Origin of the sequence: Pseudomonas sp. B1-22 (genome assembly GCF_050474425.1) — a bacterium.
Taxonomy (GTDB): domain Bacteria; phylum Pseudomonadota; class Gammaproteobacteria; order Pseudomonadales; family Pseudomonadaceae; genus Pseudomonas.
Map to the genome: position 1 here is coordinate 1 of NZ_JBCHVH010000001.1, position 16,145 is coordinate 16,145.

15 protein-coding genes are annotated in these 16,145 nt (G+C 64.6%); 4 read left to right on the forward strand and 11 right to left on the reverse strand.

Features of this window, described 5'->3' with window-relative positions:
* Positions 1-161: 161 nt before the first annotated feature.
* The 9 genes from ACQ5BL_RS00005 to ACQ5BL_RS00045 all read right to left on the reverse strand — a co-directional run bounded on the left by ACQ5BL_RS00005 (position 162) and on the right by ACQ5BL_RS00045 (position 10,217).
* Positions 162-1,019 carry a hypothetical protein gene (locus ACQ5BL_RS00005; RefSeq protein WP_243809216.1) on the reverse strand — a complete coding sequence of 286 codons (858 nt, stop codon included), beginning with the start codon at positions 1,017-1,019 and terminating at the stop codon, positions 162-164.
* Between the two features lie 201 nt (positions 1,020-1,220).
* Positions 1,221-2,609, reverse strand: a complete 1,389-nt coding sequence (locus ACQ5BL_RS00010) for an amidohydrolase family protein (RefSeq protein ID WP_243809217.1) — start codon at positions 2,607-2,609, stop codon at positions 1,221-1,223.
* Positions 2,610-2,621: 12 nt separating this feature from the next.
* Positions 2,622-3,977, reverse strand: coding sequence for a nucleobase:cation symporter-2 family protein (locus tag ACQ5BL_RS00015; RefSeq protein ID WP_243809218.1), 1,356 nt, complete (start codon positions 3,975-3,977; stop codon positions 2,622-2,624).
* A 92-nt stretch (positions 3,978-4,069) separates the two neighbouring features.
* Positions 4,070-5,116 carry a CobW family GTP-binding protein gene (locus tag ACQ5BL_RS00020; RefSeq protein WP_243809219.1) on the reverse strand — a complete coding sequence of 349 codons (1,047 nt, stop codon included), beginning with the start codon at positions 5,114-5,116 and terminating at the stop codon, positions 4,070-4,072.
* Positions 5,113-5,724 (reverse strand): UbiX family flavin prenyltransferase, encoded by a 612-nt coding sequence (locus ACQ5BL_RS00025; protein WP_207887274.1) that lies wholly within the window; start codon positions 5,722-5,724, stop codon positions 5,113-5,115. Before ACQ5BL_RS00025 ends, ACQ5BL_RS00020 begins: the two co-directional genes overlap by 4 nt.
* Positions 5,721-7,106, reverse strand: a complete 1,386-nt coding sequence (locus ACQ5BL_RS00030) for a UbiD family decarboxylase (RefSeq protein WP_243809220.1) — start codon at positions 7,104-7,106, stop codon at positions 5,721-5,723. The genes ACQ5BL_RS00025 and ACQ5BL_RS00030 overlap by 4 nt, the downstream gene beginning before the upstream one ends.
* Before the next feature lie 116 nt (positions 7,107-7,222).
* Positions 7,223-8,128: an amidohydrolase family protein gene (locus ACQ5BL_RS00035; RefSeq protein WP_207887272.1), complete on the reverse strand. Its 906-nt coding sequence runs from the start codon at positions 8,126-8,128 to the stop codon at positions 7,223-7,225.
* A 4-nt stretch (positions 8,129-8,132) separates the two neighbouring features.
* A complete protein-coding gene (locus tag ACQ5BL_RS00040; protein ID WP_138217011.1) occupies positions 8,133-9,062 on the reverse strand; it encodes an amidohydrolase family protein in 930 nt (309 codons plus the stop codon).
* Between the two features lie 264 nt (positions 9,063-9,326).
* Positions 9,327-10,217: a LysR substrate-binding domain-containing protein gene (locus ACQ5BL_RS00045; protein WP_243809221.1), complete on the reverse strand. Its 891-nt coding sequence runs from the start codon at positions 10,215-10,217 to the stop codon at positions 9,327-9,329.
* Between the two features lie 118 nt (positions 10,218-10,335).
* Between ACQ5BL_RS00045 and ACQ5BL_RS00050 the strand changes: the two genes are divergently transcribed.
* From ACQ5BL_RS00050 to ACQ5BL_RS00060, 3 genes are read left to right on the forward strand one after another with little or no spacing between them, the layout of a single operon-like run.
* Positions 10,336-10,800, forward strand: a complete 465-nt coding sequence (locus ACQ5BL_RS00050) for a (2Fe-2S)-binding protein (RefSeq protein WP_207887270.1) — start codon at positions 10,336-10,338, stop codon at positions 10,798-10,800.
* Positions 10,800-13,013 (forward strand): xanthine dehydrogenase family protein molybdopterin-binding subunit, encoded by a 2,214-nt coding sequence (locus ACQ5BL_RS00055; protein WP_243809222.1) that lies wholly within the window; start codon positions 10,800-10,802, stop codon positions 13,011-13,013. The genes ACQ5BL_RS00050 and ACQ5BL_RS00055 overlap by 1 nt, the downstream gene beginning before the upstream one ends.
* A gap of 5 nt (positions 13,014-13,018) precedes the next feature.
* A complete protein-coding gene (locus ACQ5BL_RS00060) occupies positions 13,019-13,936 on the forward strand; it encodes a LysR substrate-binding domain-containing protein (RefSeq protein ID WP_207887269.1) in 918 nt (305 codons plus the stop codon).
* 64 nt (positions 13,937-14,000) lie between these two features.
* Here ACQ5BL_RS00060 and ACQ5BL_RS00065 read toward each other — a convergent pair whose 3' ends face one another.
* Positions 14,001-14,594, reverse strand: coding sequence for a glutathione S-transferase family protein (locus tag ACQ5BL_RS00065; protein WP_243809225.1), 594 nt, complete (start codon positions 14,592-14,594; stop codon positions 14,001-14,003).
* Positions 14,591-15,040, reverse strand: coding sequence for a VOC family protein (locus ACQ5BL_RS00070; RefSeq protein WP_207887267.1), 450 nt, complete (start codon positions 15,038-15,040; stop codon positions 14,591-14,593). The genes ACQ5BL_RS00065 and ACQ5BL_RS00070 overlap by 4 nt, the downstream gene beginning before the upstream one ends.
* A 113-nt stretch (positions 15,041-15,153) precedes the next feature.
* Between ACQ5BL_RS00070 and ACQ5BL_RS00075 the strand changes: the two genes are divergently transcribed.
* Positions 15,154-16,056 carry a LysR family transcriptional regulator gene (locus ACQ5BL_RS00075; protein ID WP_243809226.1) on the forward strand — a complete coding sequence of 301 codons (903 nt, stop codon included), beginning with the start codon at positions 15,154-15,156 and terminating at the stop codon, positions 16,054-16,056.
* The last annotated feature ends 89 nt before the right edge of the window (positions 16,057-16,145 follow it).

A 16,145-nucleotide genomic window follows, 5' to 3' on the forward strand; every position in this document is an offset into this window, starting at 1 on the left:
GAAACGACGCATCGCCGATGGTAGTGTGGGGTTTCCCCATGTGAGAGTAGGTCATCGTCAAGCGCCTATCCCAAAGCCCCTGGTCAGCATCGCTGGCCGGGGGCTTTGCTTTTGCGCGCGGGAAAGTCGCCAGGCGACAGAGCAGGCCCACACCTGCCGTCTTACAGATGCCATTCCAGGTTCAGGAACGGCGTATTGGCCTCGGTGCCTGGCGTATTGGCGGAGTTGTTGCCGAACTTGTTCTTCCAGTATTCGTAACCTACCCCGGCAAAGAGGGTGCTCTTCTTGCCGAATGCCAGTTCGCCTACGTCTACAAGCACCGCAGCATGCACCAGCGTCTCGCTCACGGTGTCGTTACCGAAGCCGTCCTTGCCCTTGGGGGGGACGAAGTTGGCAAACCCCTTGAACTTCAGCGATACCGAGCCGAGCTGGAAGGGCGTGTCCCAGGCGGTTTCCACATAGTACGTATCGTCGAAGCGGATATCGTGCTTCTGGGCGAACGACAAGCCATTATGGTTCTTCTCGGTGCGGTACATCAGGCTCAGGTCCCAGAAGCCCGGTACATCGAAATTGATGGTCGGGCCGACGACGAACATGCGTTTTTCCGGCGCGAACGCGGTGTTCTTGGTGTTCCAGTCGAGGCCGGCCGACAGCGACCAGTCCCGAACGGGGCCCCACTTGAAGTCCTGGCCGGAAATCTTGTTGAGCGATAGTTGATGGCGGTACACCACATAGAATTCCGTGGCGCCGTCGTTGCTGTCTTCGGCGGGATCGGTGCTGTCGGAAAACAACGCCTGTATGTCGAGAAAGTTGCCGCCGTACTGGTATCCATCAACATAGGTGAATTCGACGATGTTCTTGGCGATCGAATCATCGATTCCCGGCTCGGCAAAGCGAGTGCCGTACAAGTAGCTGAAAGAGCTGTCGCTCCACTCGGCCGCTTGTGCAGAAGCAATCGCAGTCAACGATAGAACACCGATGGCAAAGGCCTGGCAGGCAGGTAACGTGCGTTTCTGCATTTTCTGTTTCCCTTGAGTCATCACCCCGTTCGGCGCGGGGGACTTTTTATTTTTCTCGGTGAGGCTTTGCGCAGGACGTGCGTCTACCGGCACGGCGCAATGAGCCGGACATGTCGAGTTGTCCCGAGGGGGAGGCCGTAGGAGTCCGGCCTTAAGGCCGCCATCGCTGGCAAGCCGGCTCCTACGAGGAGGGTGGGTGGATCAGTCGTCGACCTGCATCAGCTGCTGCACCCCGTCCCAGGCTTCGGCGCGCATCTGTTCCAGGTCCAGGCCCGGAATCACGCCGCCGTCGACCACCAGCCGCCCCCCGACCATGCTGTAGCGCACGGTAATCGGCTCGCCTGCAGCGACCGGCGCCAGCGCGGTATCGTGGAAGCCGAAGAAGCGCGGATGGTCCAGGCCGTAGATCACCAGGTCCGCTGCCTGTCCGACTTCCAGGGTGCCAACCGAGTCCAGCCCCAGCACTCTTGCCCCTCCGGCCGTTCCCCAGTGGATCACGTCCTCAGCCGTGGTGGCTGACGCGCCTTGCTCCGCGCGATGGATCAGCCAGGCCGTGTGCGCCTCACCAACCATGCTTCCGGATTCGTTCGAGGCCACGCCGTCGACCCCGAGGGAAATCGGCACACCGGCCTCGTACATCTGCGGCACCGGTGCGATACCGCTGCCCAACCGTGCGTTGCTCACCGGGCAGTGGGAAATGCCGGTGCCGGTTTGCGCGAGCATGCGGATCTCGCCTGGCTGCAGATGGACCGCATGGGCGAACCAGACGTCAGGGCCGAGCCATTCGTGTTCGGCGACGAACTCCACGGGCAGGCAGTTGTATTTTTCGCGGCAGAAGTTGACGTAGTTCTGCGTCTCGGAAAGATGCGTGTGCAGCCGCAGGCCGAGGCCGCGTGCGGAGTGGGCCAGTTCGCGCAGCAGTGTTGGCGGCAGCGAGAAGGTCGGCGTGGTCGGTGCCACCACCACCCGGCGCATCGCATCCGGAGTGTCCTGGTGGTACAGCGATTTGAGTCGCTCAATGTCGCCGACCATCTGATCCAGGGTCTCCGGTTGCAGCGCCGTTTTCGAGAATCCCGGATGTGCGCTGGCCGACTCCAATGCGCCGCCCCGGCACAGAGCGAAGCGCATCCCGAATGTCTCGGCCATGTCGAATAACAGGTCGCCGGTCTCAGTGGTGCCGTTGGCGTGGTAGAGGTAATGGTGATCGGCGCAGGTCGTAACCCCGGACAGCAGCAGTTCGGCCATGCCCAGCCGCGCAGCGATCCGCGCCAGTTGCGGGGTGAAGAGGTTCAGGCGTGGATAGGGCACGCTGGCCAACCAGCCTTGCAGGTCCTGGTTCATCCCCTCCGGTACTGCCTTGAGCAGATTCTGGAACAGGTGATGGTGGGTGTTGATCCAGCCCGGATACACCACCGAGTCACGGGCGTCGATGACCCGCTCCCCCGGTTGCGCCGTGAGGCCCACCGCCATTTCGGCGATGCGACCGTTGACGATGCGGATGTCTACGCCGCCAGCCCGGGCGCGCGGACCGCGCAACCCGGTCATCACCGCCAGGGGATTCTTGATCAGGGTGTTCTGCAGTTGAGTCATGGGCTTCTCCAGTCAGAGGGTGTGGGAGGCGGACTTGCTGGCTGTACTGTCGGGGGCGCTGACGCCATTGAGCGCCGCGTTGAGCAGCACCGACACCAGGCAGGCGATCACCACGCTGCTGTGCAGGAACGGCTGAGACCACTCGGGCAGTTGCTTGAACAGGGTCGGCGCCATCACCGGCACCAGGGCGGCCACGATGGTGAAACCGACGATCAGGACGTTGTAGCGGTTGCGCTCGTAATCGACCTTGGCCAGGGTCTGGATGCCGGCCGCCGCGACCACGCCGAACATGGCGACTCCGGCGCCGCCGAGGGCTGCGGTGGGCATCGAGGCGATGATCGCCCCGGCCTTGGGCACCAGCGCCACCGAGCACATCAGCAGCCCGCTGATCGCCACCACCCAGCGGCTGCGCACGCCGGTGAGGATCACCAGCCCGACGTTCTCCATGAAGGCAATGAACGGAAACGCTGCGAACATCCCGGCGATGGTGCTCGCCAGCCCATTGGCGCGCAGGCCGCCGATCACCTGTTTCTCGCTCACCGGTTTATCGACGATGTCGCCGATGGCGACGAACAGCCCCATGGACTCGACCATCTGCACGATCATCACCACCACCATGGTCGCGATCGGGATCAGGCTGAAGATCGGCAGGCCGAAGTGGAAGGGGTAGGGCACGGTCAGCCAGGGGGCTTCCTGTACGCTGTGGAAACTGCCCATGCCCAGGCCGTAGGCCAGCCCCGCACCCACCAGCATGCCCATCAGAACCGCCATGTTGCGCATAAGCGGGCCGCCGTAGCGGTTGACCAGCAGGATGGTCGCCAGCACCACCACGGAGACGGCCAGGTAGGTCGGTGCGCCGAAGTCGCTGGCGTGGCGGCCGCCGCCGATCCACTCGTAGGCGATCGGGAACAGCTGCAGGCCGATCACCGTGACGATGCAGCCGGTGACCACCGGTGGGAAGTACCGGCGCAATCGACCCACGAGGGGCGCGGCGAGCAGCGTGAATATCCCCGCGCCGATCACCGCTCCGCAAACCCCGGCGAACCCCACCTGCGGGTCGCTGCCGATGGCGATGACCGGGCCGACGCTGCTGAAGGCCACGCCCTGGAGGATCGGCAGGCGCACGCCGAACTTCCAGAAGCCGACACACTGCAGCAGGGTGGCGATCCCGGAGCAGAAGAGTGTGGTGCTGATCAGTACCACGGTATCGGCTTCGGACATTTTCAAGGCGCTGGCGACAATCAACGGCACGGCGATGGCGCCGATGTACGAGACGGCCATGTGCTGCAGGCCGAGGGTGAGCATTTGCCGGACCGGTAATACCTGGTCGACCGGGTGGACGGTGGAGACGGTACTGGCTGACGACATGGGGAATCACCTCTTGCTGTTTTTATTGGGTAGAGAGGGGTATTCGTTCTGCGTGCCCGGAGCCGCCATCCACCGGCGCCGATGCTTTTTTCTCAGCCGGCCAGGCAGGCCGCGAATCCTTGGTTCAACGCCGCACGATCCAGGTCGCGGCCGATGAACACGATCTTGCTGGAGCGTTGTTCCGTGCCCCACGAGGTGGAGGCGCGGAACTCGACGAGGCTGTGCACGCCTTGCAGCACGTAGCGCTGATCCTGGTCCTTGACCGCCAGCACGCCTTTCATGCGGTAGAGGTTGTCGGCCTGCTGGACGCGCAGTTCGCTGATCCAGCGGTGGAAGGCGCCCAGGTTCACCGCGCCGTCCACGGCGATGCCGACGGAGGAAACGCTGGGGTCGTGGTCATGCTCCAGATCGTCGTGGTCGTGATGATGCTCATCGGCGTGGTGATCGTGATCCGAGCCGATCTCCATCAGCTTCTGGGTGGCCTCGAAGGCACCGACACCGAGGATCTTCGATAGGTCGATCTCGGCGTAGCTGGAGGTCACCAGGTCCGCCGTGGCATTCAAGCCGCGAATCTTCTCGCTCAGGCTCGCCACTTCGGCGTCGCTGACCAGATCGATCTTGTTGATGACGATCCGGTCGGCACAGACGATCTGGTCCACGGCCTGGTTGTCCGCGCCGTCGAGTTGCAGATCCTCCAGGTGCTGGGTGATGTGCTTGGCGTCGACCATGGCCACGATGGCGTCCAGTTCCACTTCTTCGGCAATCGGGTCGTTGATGAAGAAGCTCTGCGCCACCGGGTACGGGTCGGCCAGGCCGCTGGTTTCGATCAGGATGTGATCGAGGCGTACCGGACGCGCCACCAGCTCGCGGACGATGCGCACCAGGTCCTCGCGAACCTCCGCGGTGCAGCACACGCAGCCGTTGACCATCTCGTAGATTTCTTCGGTCTCGGAACTGAGCACCAGGTCGCCGTCGATGCCGACTTCGCCGAACTCGTTTTCGATCACGGCAATCCTGCGACCGTGGTTTTCCTTGAGGATGTAGTTGAGCAGCGTGGTTTTTCCGGCGCCGAGGAAGCCGGTGAGGATGGTGACCGGAATCTTGCGGTTCGGGGTCGGTTGCTGGAATGGGCTGTTCATGCGAGCTCCTTCGATGGAGAGAAATGGCCGGTGGACGCCGGGCCGGGTTCACCCCAGCGCAGCGCGGTACCGGCGTCGAGGCCGAACAGGTCGAGGACACGGCCGAGGCTGTGATCGACCATTTGCGAAAGGGTGTGCGGGCGGGCATAGAAGGCCGGCACCGGCGGAGCGATGATTCCGCCCATCTCGGTGACGGCGGTCATGTTGCGCAGGTGCGCCAGGGTCAACGGCGTCTCCCGGGCCATCAGCACCAGTGTCCGGCGCTCCTTGAGGGTGACGTCGGCGGCGCGGCCGATCAGGCCGGTGGAGGTGCCGGTGGCGATTTCCGCCAGGGTGCGCATGGAGCAGGGGGCGACCACCATGCCCAGGCAGCGGAACGAACCGCTGGCGATGCCGGCGGCCACGTCGTCGGCGCGGTGGTAGTGGCTGGCCAGTGCGGTGACGTCCGCCAGTTTGTAGTCGGTTTCATGGGCCATGGTCAGCAGCGCGGCACGGCTGATGATCAGGTGGCTTTCGATGTTCAGCTCGGCCAGCAATTCCAGCAGTCGCACGCCGTAGATGAAGCCCGACGCACCGCTGATGCCGACCACCATCCGCTGGCGGCTCATGACGGGATGCTCTTGAGCAGATCGCGTGCGCGCTCGACCACCTCCTGGTCCAGTTGCGCCTTGATACCGTCGAAGCCCGAACCTCGGGTGGCATCCAGGCCCATCCGCGACGTGGTGCCATTGACCGAGGAGGAGGGGTCCAGCGGACTGCCGGGCAAACCGTCGACGACGAAGATGTCCTGGTGCGGCTGGAAGTGAGTCGCCAGCGCCCACAGCACCTGGCTGTCATCGGTGATGTCGATGTCGCCATCCACCGCGATCACGGTTTTCAGGTACGGGTCCCAGCCCAGCAAGGCGAGCATGATCTGCCGCGCTTCGCCGTCACGGGTCTGGTCCAGTGCCACGTAGCAATGGAAGTGGGTGCCGGAGTTGGGGTAGTGCACGGCGGTGACGGCGGGGAAGCGCGCCTTGAGCTTCTCGCTCATCTCCGCTTCCCGCGGCAGCCTCGCCAGGGTCAGGTGCTCGGCGTAGCGTCCGCCGACCACGTCCACCAGCCAGGCGTCCTTGCGGCGCATCAGCGTGTCGACCCGCAGGACGTTGTTGGTCGAGCGGTCCGAGGAGTACCCGCTGAACTCGCCGAATGGGCCTTCTTCGGCATACCCGGCCGGGTCTATCGCGCCTTCCAGCACGAACTCGGCGTAGGCCGGCACGCCGATGCCGTAGCGCGGGGTCCTGACCAGTTCCAGCGGTGCGCCGAACAGTCCGCCGGCCACTGCACGCTCGTCGCTGCCAAACGGCAGCCGCGCGGCGGCGGCCAGCATGAACAGTGGGTGCGCGCCGACCACCATGGCCACGTGCAGTTCTTCGCCCCGCTCGCGGGCGCTTTGCAGCATGCGCCACAGGTGACCACGGGAATGCAGGCTGGTGGCGAGGGTCTGCCGGGCGTGGCGCATCGAGCGGTGATAGCTCATGTTGGCGATGCCGGTGACCGGGTCTTCGGCGATGATGATCGCGTTGGTGATGTACGGCCCGCGGTCGCTGTCGAAATGCTTGAGCATCGGCAGCAGCGCCAGGTCCAGCGCTTCGCCTTCGAATATCTCGTCGAGTACCGGGCCGGTTTCAACATAGCGGGGCGGGATCGGCTGGTTGGCGCGGCTCTGGAAGGTTTCGTGCAACTGCGCCGGGGTGACGCCGAAGATCCGCGCGATGCGGGTCCTGGACGCGAACAGGTTGGTGACCACCGGCACGCCGAGCGTGCCGACGTTCTCGCAGATCAACAGGGGATCGCGGCCTTGCGCGGCCAGGGCATCGACCAGAGCGGTGACCTCCTGGTCGGCGGAAAGGGGTGACTCGATGGTGAGCACATCGTCCGGATACTGCCGGCGATAGCTGTCGATGAAGTCGTGGAAATCCTGGGTATCGCCGAGCGTGGAGAGGGGCATGGTTTCACCTCTTGAAAAAAACAGGCGCGCAGGGCCGAGGGCGACGTTCGATCGAGAGGCCAGCGGCCTGCCCGATCGAACACCGGTTCATCTGTGCGCCTGGAAGTCCCGCTGTGTTACAGGTAGGTCTTGCTCAGACGGAGGTCTGCCTCGACCAGGTTCCTGGGCGGCGGTGTCGGCTCGATGCCGCACAGCCGGGCGATGTTGTTGCCCAGGTAGTCCTCGAGGTGGTCCTCGTCGATGCCCAGGCCCTGGGGTGGCGGTGAGCACAGTACCTCCAGTTCCCGCAGCCACATGCCCGGCTCGTTCGGCGGCGAGTCGGTGCCGAACACGATCTTGTTGCGCGGCAGGTCCTTGGCGAACTCGACGATTCGCGACTGGAAGCACCAGCCGGATTCGCAGTACACGTTCGGCGTGTCCATGGCCATCCAGAAGGCCTCGAACGAGTAGTTGCCGCCGGTCTGGATGCCGAAGTGGCCGATGATGAAATTGACCATCGGGAATTCGCGGATGATCGGGTAGAACATCGTCGGAATGGTGTAGGGCCCGTCACCGGTGTGGATCAGCACCACGACGTTGTACTTGGCGCAGACCTTCATGGCCGGGCGTAGCCAGTCGAGTGCGCGGTCCGGACGGTAGCCGTGCATGTTGGCGTGCAGCTTGAGCATCTTGAAGCCGTATTCCTTGACGTGGAATTCCAGCTCGGCTGCACCGTTTTCCGGGCCCCAGCGCGGGTTGAAGGTGAAGTTGCCGATGAAGCGGTCCGGGTATTTCACGCAGAGTTCGGCGACATAGGACATGTAGTCGCGCACGCCCTCGCGGCCCCGCCGGTTGCCGTCGCGGTAGCCGGTATTGCCCGGCGGCGGCTGGATGAAGCCCATGTCGATGCGGCGCGGTTTGCCGTTGATCATGTACGGGCCGTCCATCAGCTTGAGCATGCGCTCGCCGGTGAAGGGTTCGCCGGTGTGGCGCCAGGCCTCGTCGACCAGGTTGGTGGGGTGCAGATGGGTATCGATGATCATGGGTTCAGCTCCTGGCCAGTTGAGTCGTGACAGGGCGCTTGAGTTGCGCCTCGGCTTCGGAAACGGAACGCGGCGGCGGAGTCGGTTCAAGCCCGATCATGCGTGCGGTGTTGTTGCCCAGGTATTCCTCGAGGGTGTCCTCGTCGAGGTTCAGGCCCTGGGGCGGCTCATGGCAGAGCACTTCCAGCAGGCGTAGCCACATGCCCGGCTCGTTCGGCGGGGTGTCGGTGCCGAAGAGGATCTTGTGCGTCGGCAGGACCTTGGCGAACTCGACGATCCGCGATTGCAGGCACCAGCCCGACTCGCAGTAGACGTTGGGCAGTTCCATCGCCCATTGCATCGGTTCGAACACGTAGACCCCGCCGGTCTGCACACCGAAGTGGGCCATGATGAAGTTGACGTTGGGGAACTCCTTGATCATCGGAACCCATTCCGATGGGATGCTGTAGGGCCCGTCGCCGGTGTGCAGCTTGACCGGGATGCCCAGCTCGGCGCACTTCTCGAAGGCCGGACGGACCCAGTCCAGCGCACGATCCGGGCGATAGGCGTGCATGTTGGCCTGCATCTGGACCATCTTGAAGCCATGTTCCTTGACATAGCGCTCGATCGCTTCGACGCCGTTCTCCACGCCGCAGCGCGGGTTGTAGACGAAGCAGCCGATGAAGCGGTCCGGGTACGTCTGGACCATCTTCAGGGTGTAGGCCATGTAGGCGTCGATGGATTCGCGACCGCTGAGTTCGCCGTCGGTCCAGGTGTAGATGGTGTTGCCCTGCGGCGGCTGGATGAAGGCTTTGTCGATGCGGCGAGGTTTGCCGTTGACCATGTACGGGCCATCCATCATCTCCAGCAGACGCTCGCCCGTGAACGGGTCTCCGTCATGCCTCCAGGCCAGGTCAACCTGGTCAGTTGGATAGCAGCTGATATCGATGATCATTGAAGTCGATCTCCTGATAGCGGGGAAGGGAACCTTGCGGTTCACAGCAACCACGTCCCGGAAAATCGGCCGTTTCTATGCGCGCAAGACTCGCGCATTCCCTCGCCTGGTCGCATCCGCTCTGGGACGCTGGCTGCTTGGGGGCAGTATTGGAAGGGGGAGGAAGGTTCGTACAATATTAATTGGGCGAGGTGTTGATATGCGCTCGATATGGGCCTGCTGCCGGCGCGGCGTTGCCCTGTCACCGGCGTGTACGCGGCGGGCTCAGCCCTGGGTTCGCGAGGCCATCCGCTTGATCAGCTCCACCACGGGCGCCACCCGCTCCGCCTGTCCCGGCGGCCATACCGCATACAGGTTGTAGTGCGCCGGAATCTCGGCCTCGTTCAGTTCCACCAGGCGCCCTGCGCAGAGTGCATCCGCCGCCAGCAGGCCGCGCACCAGTCCCGCACCGACTCCGGCTTCGGCCGCTGCGATCAGGTTCGCCGCATTGTCGAAGACCATTCGTGCGCCCGGCTCGATCGGCGCCATCCCGACCGCATCCAGCCACGGAATCCACGAGCGCCGCGTATACCCCAGCAGCGGCAGCTCCAGTATCTGCTCCGGGGTGATCGGGACCTGCAATCCATGGCGCTCCAGCAACGCCGGGGAAGCCACCGCCATCACCCGGTCGCCGCAGATCTGCGTCATCTCGCAGTCCTCCCAGTCGCCATAGCCGTAGCGCAGGGCCAGGTCCACCCGCTCGAAGGAGACGCGCTCGGTACGCGGCATCGACAGCAGCGCCACCTCATGCTCAGGCAGCGCATCGAGCAGTTCCGGCAGCCGTGGGTTGAGCCAGCTCTGGGCCAGTTCGGTGTCCACATCGAGGGTCAGGCGTTGCGCCACCCGGCGGTTCTTTACCGACGACAGCGCCCGGTCGATCTGCGCCAGGCCATCGGACAGGACGCTGGCGAACAGCTGCCCGGCATCGGTCAGCTTGCTGCCGCCGCCTTCGCGCACGAACAGTGCCTGGCCGACGAAATCTTCAAGGGTCCGGATCTGCTGGCTGATCGCGCTGTGGGTCAGGTCGAGTTTGCGCGCAGCGCTGGAGAAGCTGCCGCTGCGGGCGGCCTGGATGAAAGCACTCATGGACTGCACCGACGGGTATCGCTTGTACATGCTGTTAGTCCTGCTTACACACGATGGCAGAAATCGTTGCTGGCCCGAATTTCCCCGGCTTACCACTATTCGGTCACCAGGCCCGCGCAAAGACGGGCCGCTCTCCTGGAGCCTGACAATGATCGAGTTAACGGTAAACGGCGAACGACACGAGCTGGCAGGGACGTCACCGTCCATGCCGCTGTTGTGGGTGTTGCGAGACCACCTGAAGCTGACCGGCACCAAGTTCGGTTGCGGCATGGGCCTGTGCGGCGCCTGTACGGTGCACCTGGATGGTGTCGCGGTACGTTCCTGCCAACTGCCGGTCGCTGCCGCCGCGGGGCACCGCATCACCACCATCGAAGGCCTGTCGCCCAGCGGACAGCATCCGCTGCAGCTGGCCTGGGTTGCCGAAGATGTCCCGCAATGCGGTTACTGTCAATCCGGTCAGATCATGTCCGCCGCGGCGCTGCTCAACACGGGAGCGGCGGTCACCGACGACTCGATCCGCAATGCCATGTCCGGCAACCTGTGCCGTTGCGGCACCTACGGGCGGATCAACAAAGCCATCAAGCGTGCGGCGTCCGCGCCGAAGGAGGCGTGATGAAGCCTGTCGTCGACATGTCGGTCGAACCCTCGCGCCGGCGCTTTTTGAAGCAGGCGGCCACCGTCGCGTCCGGTCTGGCGATTGCGTTCTATCTGCCCTCGGGCGTCGCGGCGACGGAGGCCAAGGCCACGACGCCAGACGGCGAATTCGAACCCAATGCCTGGGTGCGGATACTGCCCGACGGCACGGTGAAACTGGTGGTGCACAAACACGATTCCGGCACCGGCACGCAGACCGCTCTCGCGGCGTGCGTAGCTGAGGAGCTGGACGTCAACCCGATGACCGTGCAGGTGATCACCCCGGAGAATCCGTTCTTCGAGGCCTATATCCACCCGATCTGGAAGGTCTACTCTACCGGCGGCAGCACCAGCGTTTCGCTGGAGTACGAGCGCTTGCGCATGGCCGGTGCGACGGCCCGCGCACTGCTGATCGCGGCAGCGGCCAGGCAGTGGGACGTCAGCCCCGAGAGTTGCACCACCGAAGAGGGGCGGGTGGTGCACGCCGACAGTCAGCGCAGCTGCGGTTACGGTGAGTTGGCGGGGCTCGCTGCACAATTGCCGGCACCCGAGAAGGTCGCACTGAAGGACCCGCGGCAGTTCAAGTACATCGGCAAGCTGCGGCACAAACGGGATGCGGCGGCCAAGGTTTGCGGGCGCTTCACCTACAGCATCGACGTGACCCTGCCACAGATGCTGGTGGCGGTGGTTCAGCGCGCACCGGTGATCGGCGCGAAAGTGCTGACGGTGGATGCCAGTGCCTCGCTGCAGGTACCGGGGGTACGCCGGGTGATCGCGATTCCGGGCCGGCCCGACGTACTGGGCGGCAACCAGGAAGGTGTCGCCATCCTTGCCGACAACTACTGGGCCGCCCATCAGGGACGCGAGTTGTTGAAGGTGCAGTGGAGCGACTCACCCCTGGGTGGGTTCGACAGCGACCAACTGGCCACCGTGCAAGCCGCGGCCATCGACGACAAGGCCGCGCAGCGGGTTTCCGCGCTGGCGGCGGGAGACGTCGCGGGGCAATGGCCGAAAGCGGCGAAGCTGCTCGAAGCCGACTATCGCATGCCGTACAAGGTGCAGAACCCGCTGGAGCCGGTGTGCATCACCGCGCAGGTGTCGAACAACGCCATCGTCTACTGGGGCGGGGTGCAGGTGCCGTCATCGGCGCTGGAAGCCGCGGAAAAGGTGTGCGGGATCGCCAAGGACAAGGTCACCATCAATGAGTTGGTCTCCGGCGGCAGTTTCGGTGCGCGGGAGTCCAAGTACTGGTTGTTCGAGGTGGCGTATCTCGCACAGCAGGCCGGGGTGCCGGTCAAGCTGATGAACAGCCGTGAAGACGAAATGCGCGCGCTGTTCATGCACCCGGCCACCTTGCACCGGGCCAAGGGCGCGCTGGACGCCGACGGGCGATTGACCGCCCTGCAACTCAACGCGGTCTCGCCGGCCTCGCCGGAACAGTGGGAGCCGGGGTACTTCGAGCGCCCGGACCACATGGACTACAGCACCACCGAGGCCATTACCGCCTGGGACTTTGCCTACCGGCCGGCGAACCTGGACCTGGCCTGGGTCAAGCATGAAAGCGGAGTGCCCAGCGGCTGGTATCGTTCGGTGAGCTTCATCCCCAACGTGTTCGCCGTGGAAAGCTTCATGGATGAGCTGGCCCATGGCGCCGGGCAGGACCCGCTGGCGTTTCGCCTGGCCAACATGCACGAACGGCCCCGGCATGTCGCGGTGCTCAAGCGCGCCGCCGAGCGTGCCGGCTGGGGCCAGCCGCTGCCGGAGGGAACGGCATTGGGCATTGCCACCAACCAGGGTTACACCAGCTTCATTGCGGTGGTCGCCCGACTTTCCCGAAAGGACGGGGCAATTCGTGTCGACAAGCTCACCTGCGTGGTCGATTGCGGTTTGGCCGTGTCGCCAGGGGGCGTCGAAGAGCAGATCTACGGCGGCCTGATGTGGGGACTCGGCCACGCGCTGTTCGATCGCATGGACATCAAGCAGGGCCGCGTGATGCAGAGCAACTTCCACGACTATCGGGTGACCCGCATGTCGGACATGCCGGCCGTGGACATCCTGGTGCTGGACGGCGAGCCAGGCAAACCCGGCGGCGTCGGTGAGCTGGGCAGTCCGTCGGTGGCTCCGGCCATCGCCAACGCCCTGTTCAGCCTGACCGGCGTGCGCCAGCGCTCGACGCCACTGACCCTGGGGTAGCCGCCATGGACCTGCGATTGCTGCGGTATTTCATGGCGCTGGCCGAAGAGCTGCACTTCGGTCGGGCGGCCGCGCGTCTGCACATTTCCCAGCCGCCCCTGAGCCAGCAGATCCGGCTGCTGGAAGAGGAACTGGGGACGCCGCTGTTCGAGCGCAGCCACCACCGGGTGGAACTGACGGCGGCCGGACAGGTGCTCAAGGAGCAGGCGCCACTGGTGTTCGGGCAACTGGATCGCGCCCTGGACTTGACCCGTCAGACCGGGCGAGGCCAGTTGGGCGAGCTGGAAATCGGCATGATCAGCTCGGTGATGATCGGCGTGCTGCCACGGGCCCTGCACCTGTTCCGCGAGCGCTATCCGCAGGTGTCCTGGCGCCTGCATGAAATGACCCCGGCGGCCCAGGTCAAGGCGCTGAAGGAAAAGCGCATCGACGCCTGCGTGTTCCGGGTCGGTTACGACGATCCGCAGTTGCGCAATGAGCTGCTGCTCTACGAGCCGATCCGGGTGGTCATGCCGGCCGACCATCCGTTGGCCCGGCGTGACAGCCTGGCGCCGGCGGACCTGGCGCAGGAGCCTTTCGTGGCGCTGGAGCTCAAGCAGTCGCGCTTTGCCGACTTTCTCTATCAGTGCTGCATCAAGGCCGGGTTCACCCCGCAAATCCGCCAGCAGGTCATCGAGGTGCAGACGTTGCTCAGCCTGGTGCGGGCCGGTTTTGGCGTGGCGCTGTTGCCTGCCTCCATCGAGCCGATGGCGCCGGCCGGGCTGGTGTTTCGTCGTCTGCTGCCAGCGCTGCCGGAGGTGCCCCTGTATGCCACCTACCGGGCGGACGACAACTCGCCGGTGATCAAGCTGTTCCTTGATACCTTGCGTGAGCTGGTCGCCGAGGACGAAAGCAGACGCAACGGGGCGTGCCTGCAGGAGTAGCCGCAGGGGCGACTTGTTGATCCTGCTGCGGGCCTGCATCGATTCTGCAGGCCCGCAGCCCCGGTCAGATCCCCGGCATCGGCACGAACCCGGGCAACTGCTGGATCCTGTCGATCCAGTGCGCAATGTGGGTATAGGGCGCCAGGTCGATACCGCCTTCGGGCGCCAGCGCGACATAGGGGAACACCGCACAGTCGGCGATGGTCGGGCGGGAAAGCGCCAGCCAGTCGTGCCTGGCCAGGTGCGCGTCCAGCAGCGGCAGGATGCGGGCGGCGCGGGCGAGGGTGTCGGCCTTGTCGATGTCATAGCCGAACTTGTCTACCAGCCGTGCGGCGCAGGGGCCGTTCTGGATCTCGTTGGCCGCCGTCGAGAGCCATTGCATGATCTCCGCTTGCAGGTGCGGCTCCACCGGCCACCAGGCCGCACCACCATAGGTGCCGGCCAGGTACACCAGGATGGCCTGCGAATCGCGCAGCACTCGCTGGCCATCCACCAGGATAGGCAGCTCGCCCCAGGGATTGAGGTCGATCAGCGGCGCGCGCTTGTGCTCTCCGCCGAGAAAGTCCACGGGGACGATTTCCAGGTCCAGTTTTGCCAGGTGGGCGAACAGGCGGACCTTGTAGCAGTTGCCGGACAGTTCCAGGTCATAGAGCTTCATGACGTTTCCTTGTTAGTGGCCAATAGCTGGTTGAACTCCAGGACATTGCCGTCGGGGTCGCGAATGAACAGCGCAATGCGACGTGGCCCGATCCGGTGCGGCCCTTCGGTGATGGTGATGCCGCGTTGCAGCAGCCAGCCCTGCAGGGCTTCCAGGTCCTCCACGATGAAGGCCGGGTGAGTGATGCCGGGCAGCTTGATGGGCGCATCCAGCAGCACATTGTGGGCATTGAGCTGGCGGGCGCCGTTGAAGATCAGGTTGATGCGCACGCCGCTGGGGGCAAGCATCTCATTCGCTTCGAAGTCGCTGAAACGCATGGTTTCGACGAACCCCAGCGCCTCGTAGAACGCCAGGGCACGGCTGCGGTCGCTGACGCGGATGCCGATGTGATCATAGGCTATGACGGGCGACGGGTTGCGCAGGCTGGCAGAGGCATCGGCATTCATGGCGGGACATCACGCAAGGCTTGGATGCGCCCAGTGTGTCCATTGACGGCGGTTTCACCAATGCCTGTAAGCTGACAACACTATTGCGCTTACTGCACAGACGAGGCCCGAGATTGGACCGATTGAAAGCCATGGCAACCCTGGTGCGGATTGTCGACAGCGGCAGCCTCAGTGCTGCGGCGAACGCCTCCGGGCAGTCCACGGCATCGGTGGTTCGTACCCTGGCGGCGCTGGAGAAGCACCTCGGCACACGACTGATCAATCGCACGACCCGACGCCTGGCCCTGACCGACGAAGGCACCGAGTTCCTCGCCTGGAGCCGGCGGATACTGGCGGAGTTCGATGAGGTCGAACATGGCTTCGATGCACGGCGCAAAAGCCCGGGTGGCCTGCTGCGCATCACGGCGCCGGTCGAGTTCGGACGCCGCTACGTCGCGCCACTGGTCAACGAATTCCTGGCCTTGCATCCCTCCATCCAGGTCGAGCTGATCCTGCTCGATCGCCTGGTCGACCTGCTGGAGGAGGGCATCGAGCTGGCGATTCGCATCGGGCAGCTGCCGGACTCTTCACTGGTGACGACGCCCCTGGGGCATACCCGCCTGGTGCATTGCGCCAGCCCGGCATACCTGCAGGATAAAGGCACACCGCGGCAGCCATCGGACCTGCAGGATCATGCCTGCGTTGCCTTCGCGCCCCAGGGCAAGCACTGGCAATTCCTCGAACAGGACACTGTCGTGAGCCGGACCGTTCCGGCGCGCATGACCACCAACCAGATCCAGGTTGCCAGCCTGGCCTGCCAGCAAGGCGTCGGCATCGGCCGGTTGCTGCATTACCAGATCGCCAGCGAGCTGGCCGATGGTCGCCTGGTGCGGGTATTGCCGGCGTTCGAACTAGCGGATATTCCGATCCAGATGGTGTACCCGCACGCTCGGCTGCTGTCGTCGCGGGTGCGGCAGTTCATAGATTGGGCCTCGCCACGGCTGGCGGCGCTGATTCCTGATCCGGCACGGCCCTGAGGCGTGGGAGCCAGGCAATCCTCCTGGATGCCGCTTACGTCATGGCATGCGTTTTTTTCGCGGTACATGCCAGAATGACTCATAGCATT

Bases quoted from the DNA above. Each gene is read 5' to 3' on its own strand.
- ACQ5BL_RS00005 (WP_243809216.1), bottom strand. From the start codon at position 1,019: ATGCAGAAACGCACGTTACCTGCCTGCCAGGCCTTTGCCATCGGTGTT.
- ACQ5BL_RS00010 (WP_243809217.1), bottom strand. From the start codon at position 2,609: ATGACTCAACTGCAGAACACCCTGATCAAGAATCCCCTGGCGGTGATG.
- ACQ5BL_RS00015 (WP_243809218.1), bottom strand. From the start codon at position 3,977: ATGTCGTCAGCCAGTACCGTCTCCACCGTCCACCCGGTCGACCAGGTA.
- ACQ5BL_RS00020 (WP_243809219.1), bottom strand. From the start codon at position 5,116: ATGAACAGCCCATTCCAGCAACCGACCCCGAACCGCAAGATTCCGGTC.
- ACQ5BL_RS00025 (WP_207887274.1), bottom strand. From the start codon at position 5,724: ATGAGCCGCCAGCGGATGGTGGTCGGCATCAGCGGTGCGTCGGGCTTC.
- ACQ5BL_RS00030 (WP_243809220.1), bottom strand. From the start codon at position 7,106: ATGCCCCTCTCCACGCTCGGCGATACCCAGGATTTCCACGACTTCATC.
- ACQ5BL_RS00035 (WP_207887272.1), bottom strand. From the start codon at position 8,128: ATGATCATCGATACCCATCTGCACCCCACCAACCTGGTCGACGAGGCC.
- ACQ5BL_RS00040 (WP_138217011.1), bottom strand. From the start codon at position 9,062: ATGATCATCGATATCAGCTGCTATCCAACTGACCAGGTTGACCTGGCC.
- ACQ5BL_RS00045 (WP_243809221.1), bottom strand. From the start codon at position 10,217: ATGTACAAGCGATACCCGTCGGTGCAGTCCATGAGTGCTTTCATCCAG.
- ACQ5BL_RS00050 (WP_207887270.1), top strand. From the start codon at position 10,336: ATGATCGAGTTAACGGTAAACGGCGAACGACACGAGCTGGCAGGGACG.
- ACQ5BL_RS00055 (WP_243809222.1), top strand. From the start codon at position 10,800: ATGAAGCCTGTCGTCGACATGTCGGTCGAACCCTCGCGCCGGCGCTTT.
- ACQ5BL_RS00060 (WP_207887269.1), top strand. From the start codon at position 13,019: ATGGACCTGCGATTGCTGCGGTATTTCATGGCGCTGGCCGAAGAGCTG.
- ACQ5BL_RS00065 (WP_243809225.1), bottom strand. From the start codon at position 14,594: ATGAAGCTCTATGACCTGGAACTGTCCGGCAACTGCTACAAGGTCCGC.
- ACQ5BL_RS00070 (WP_207887267.1), bottom strand. From the start codon at position 15,040: ATGAATGCCGATGCCTCTGCCAGCCTGCGCAACCCGTCGCCCGTCATA.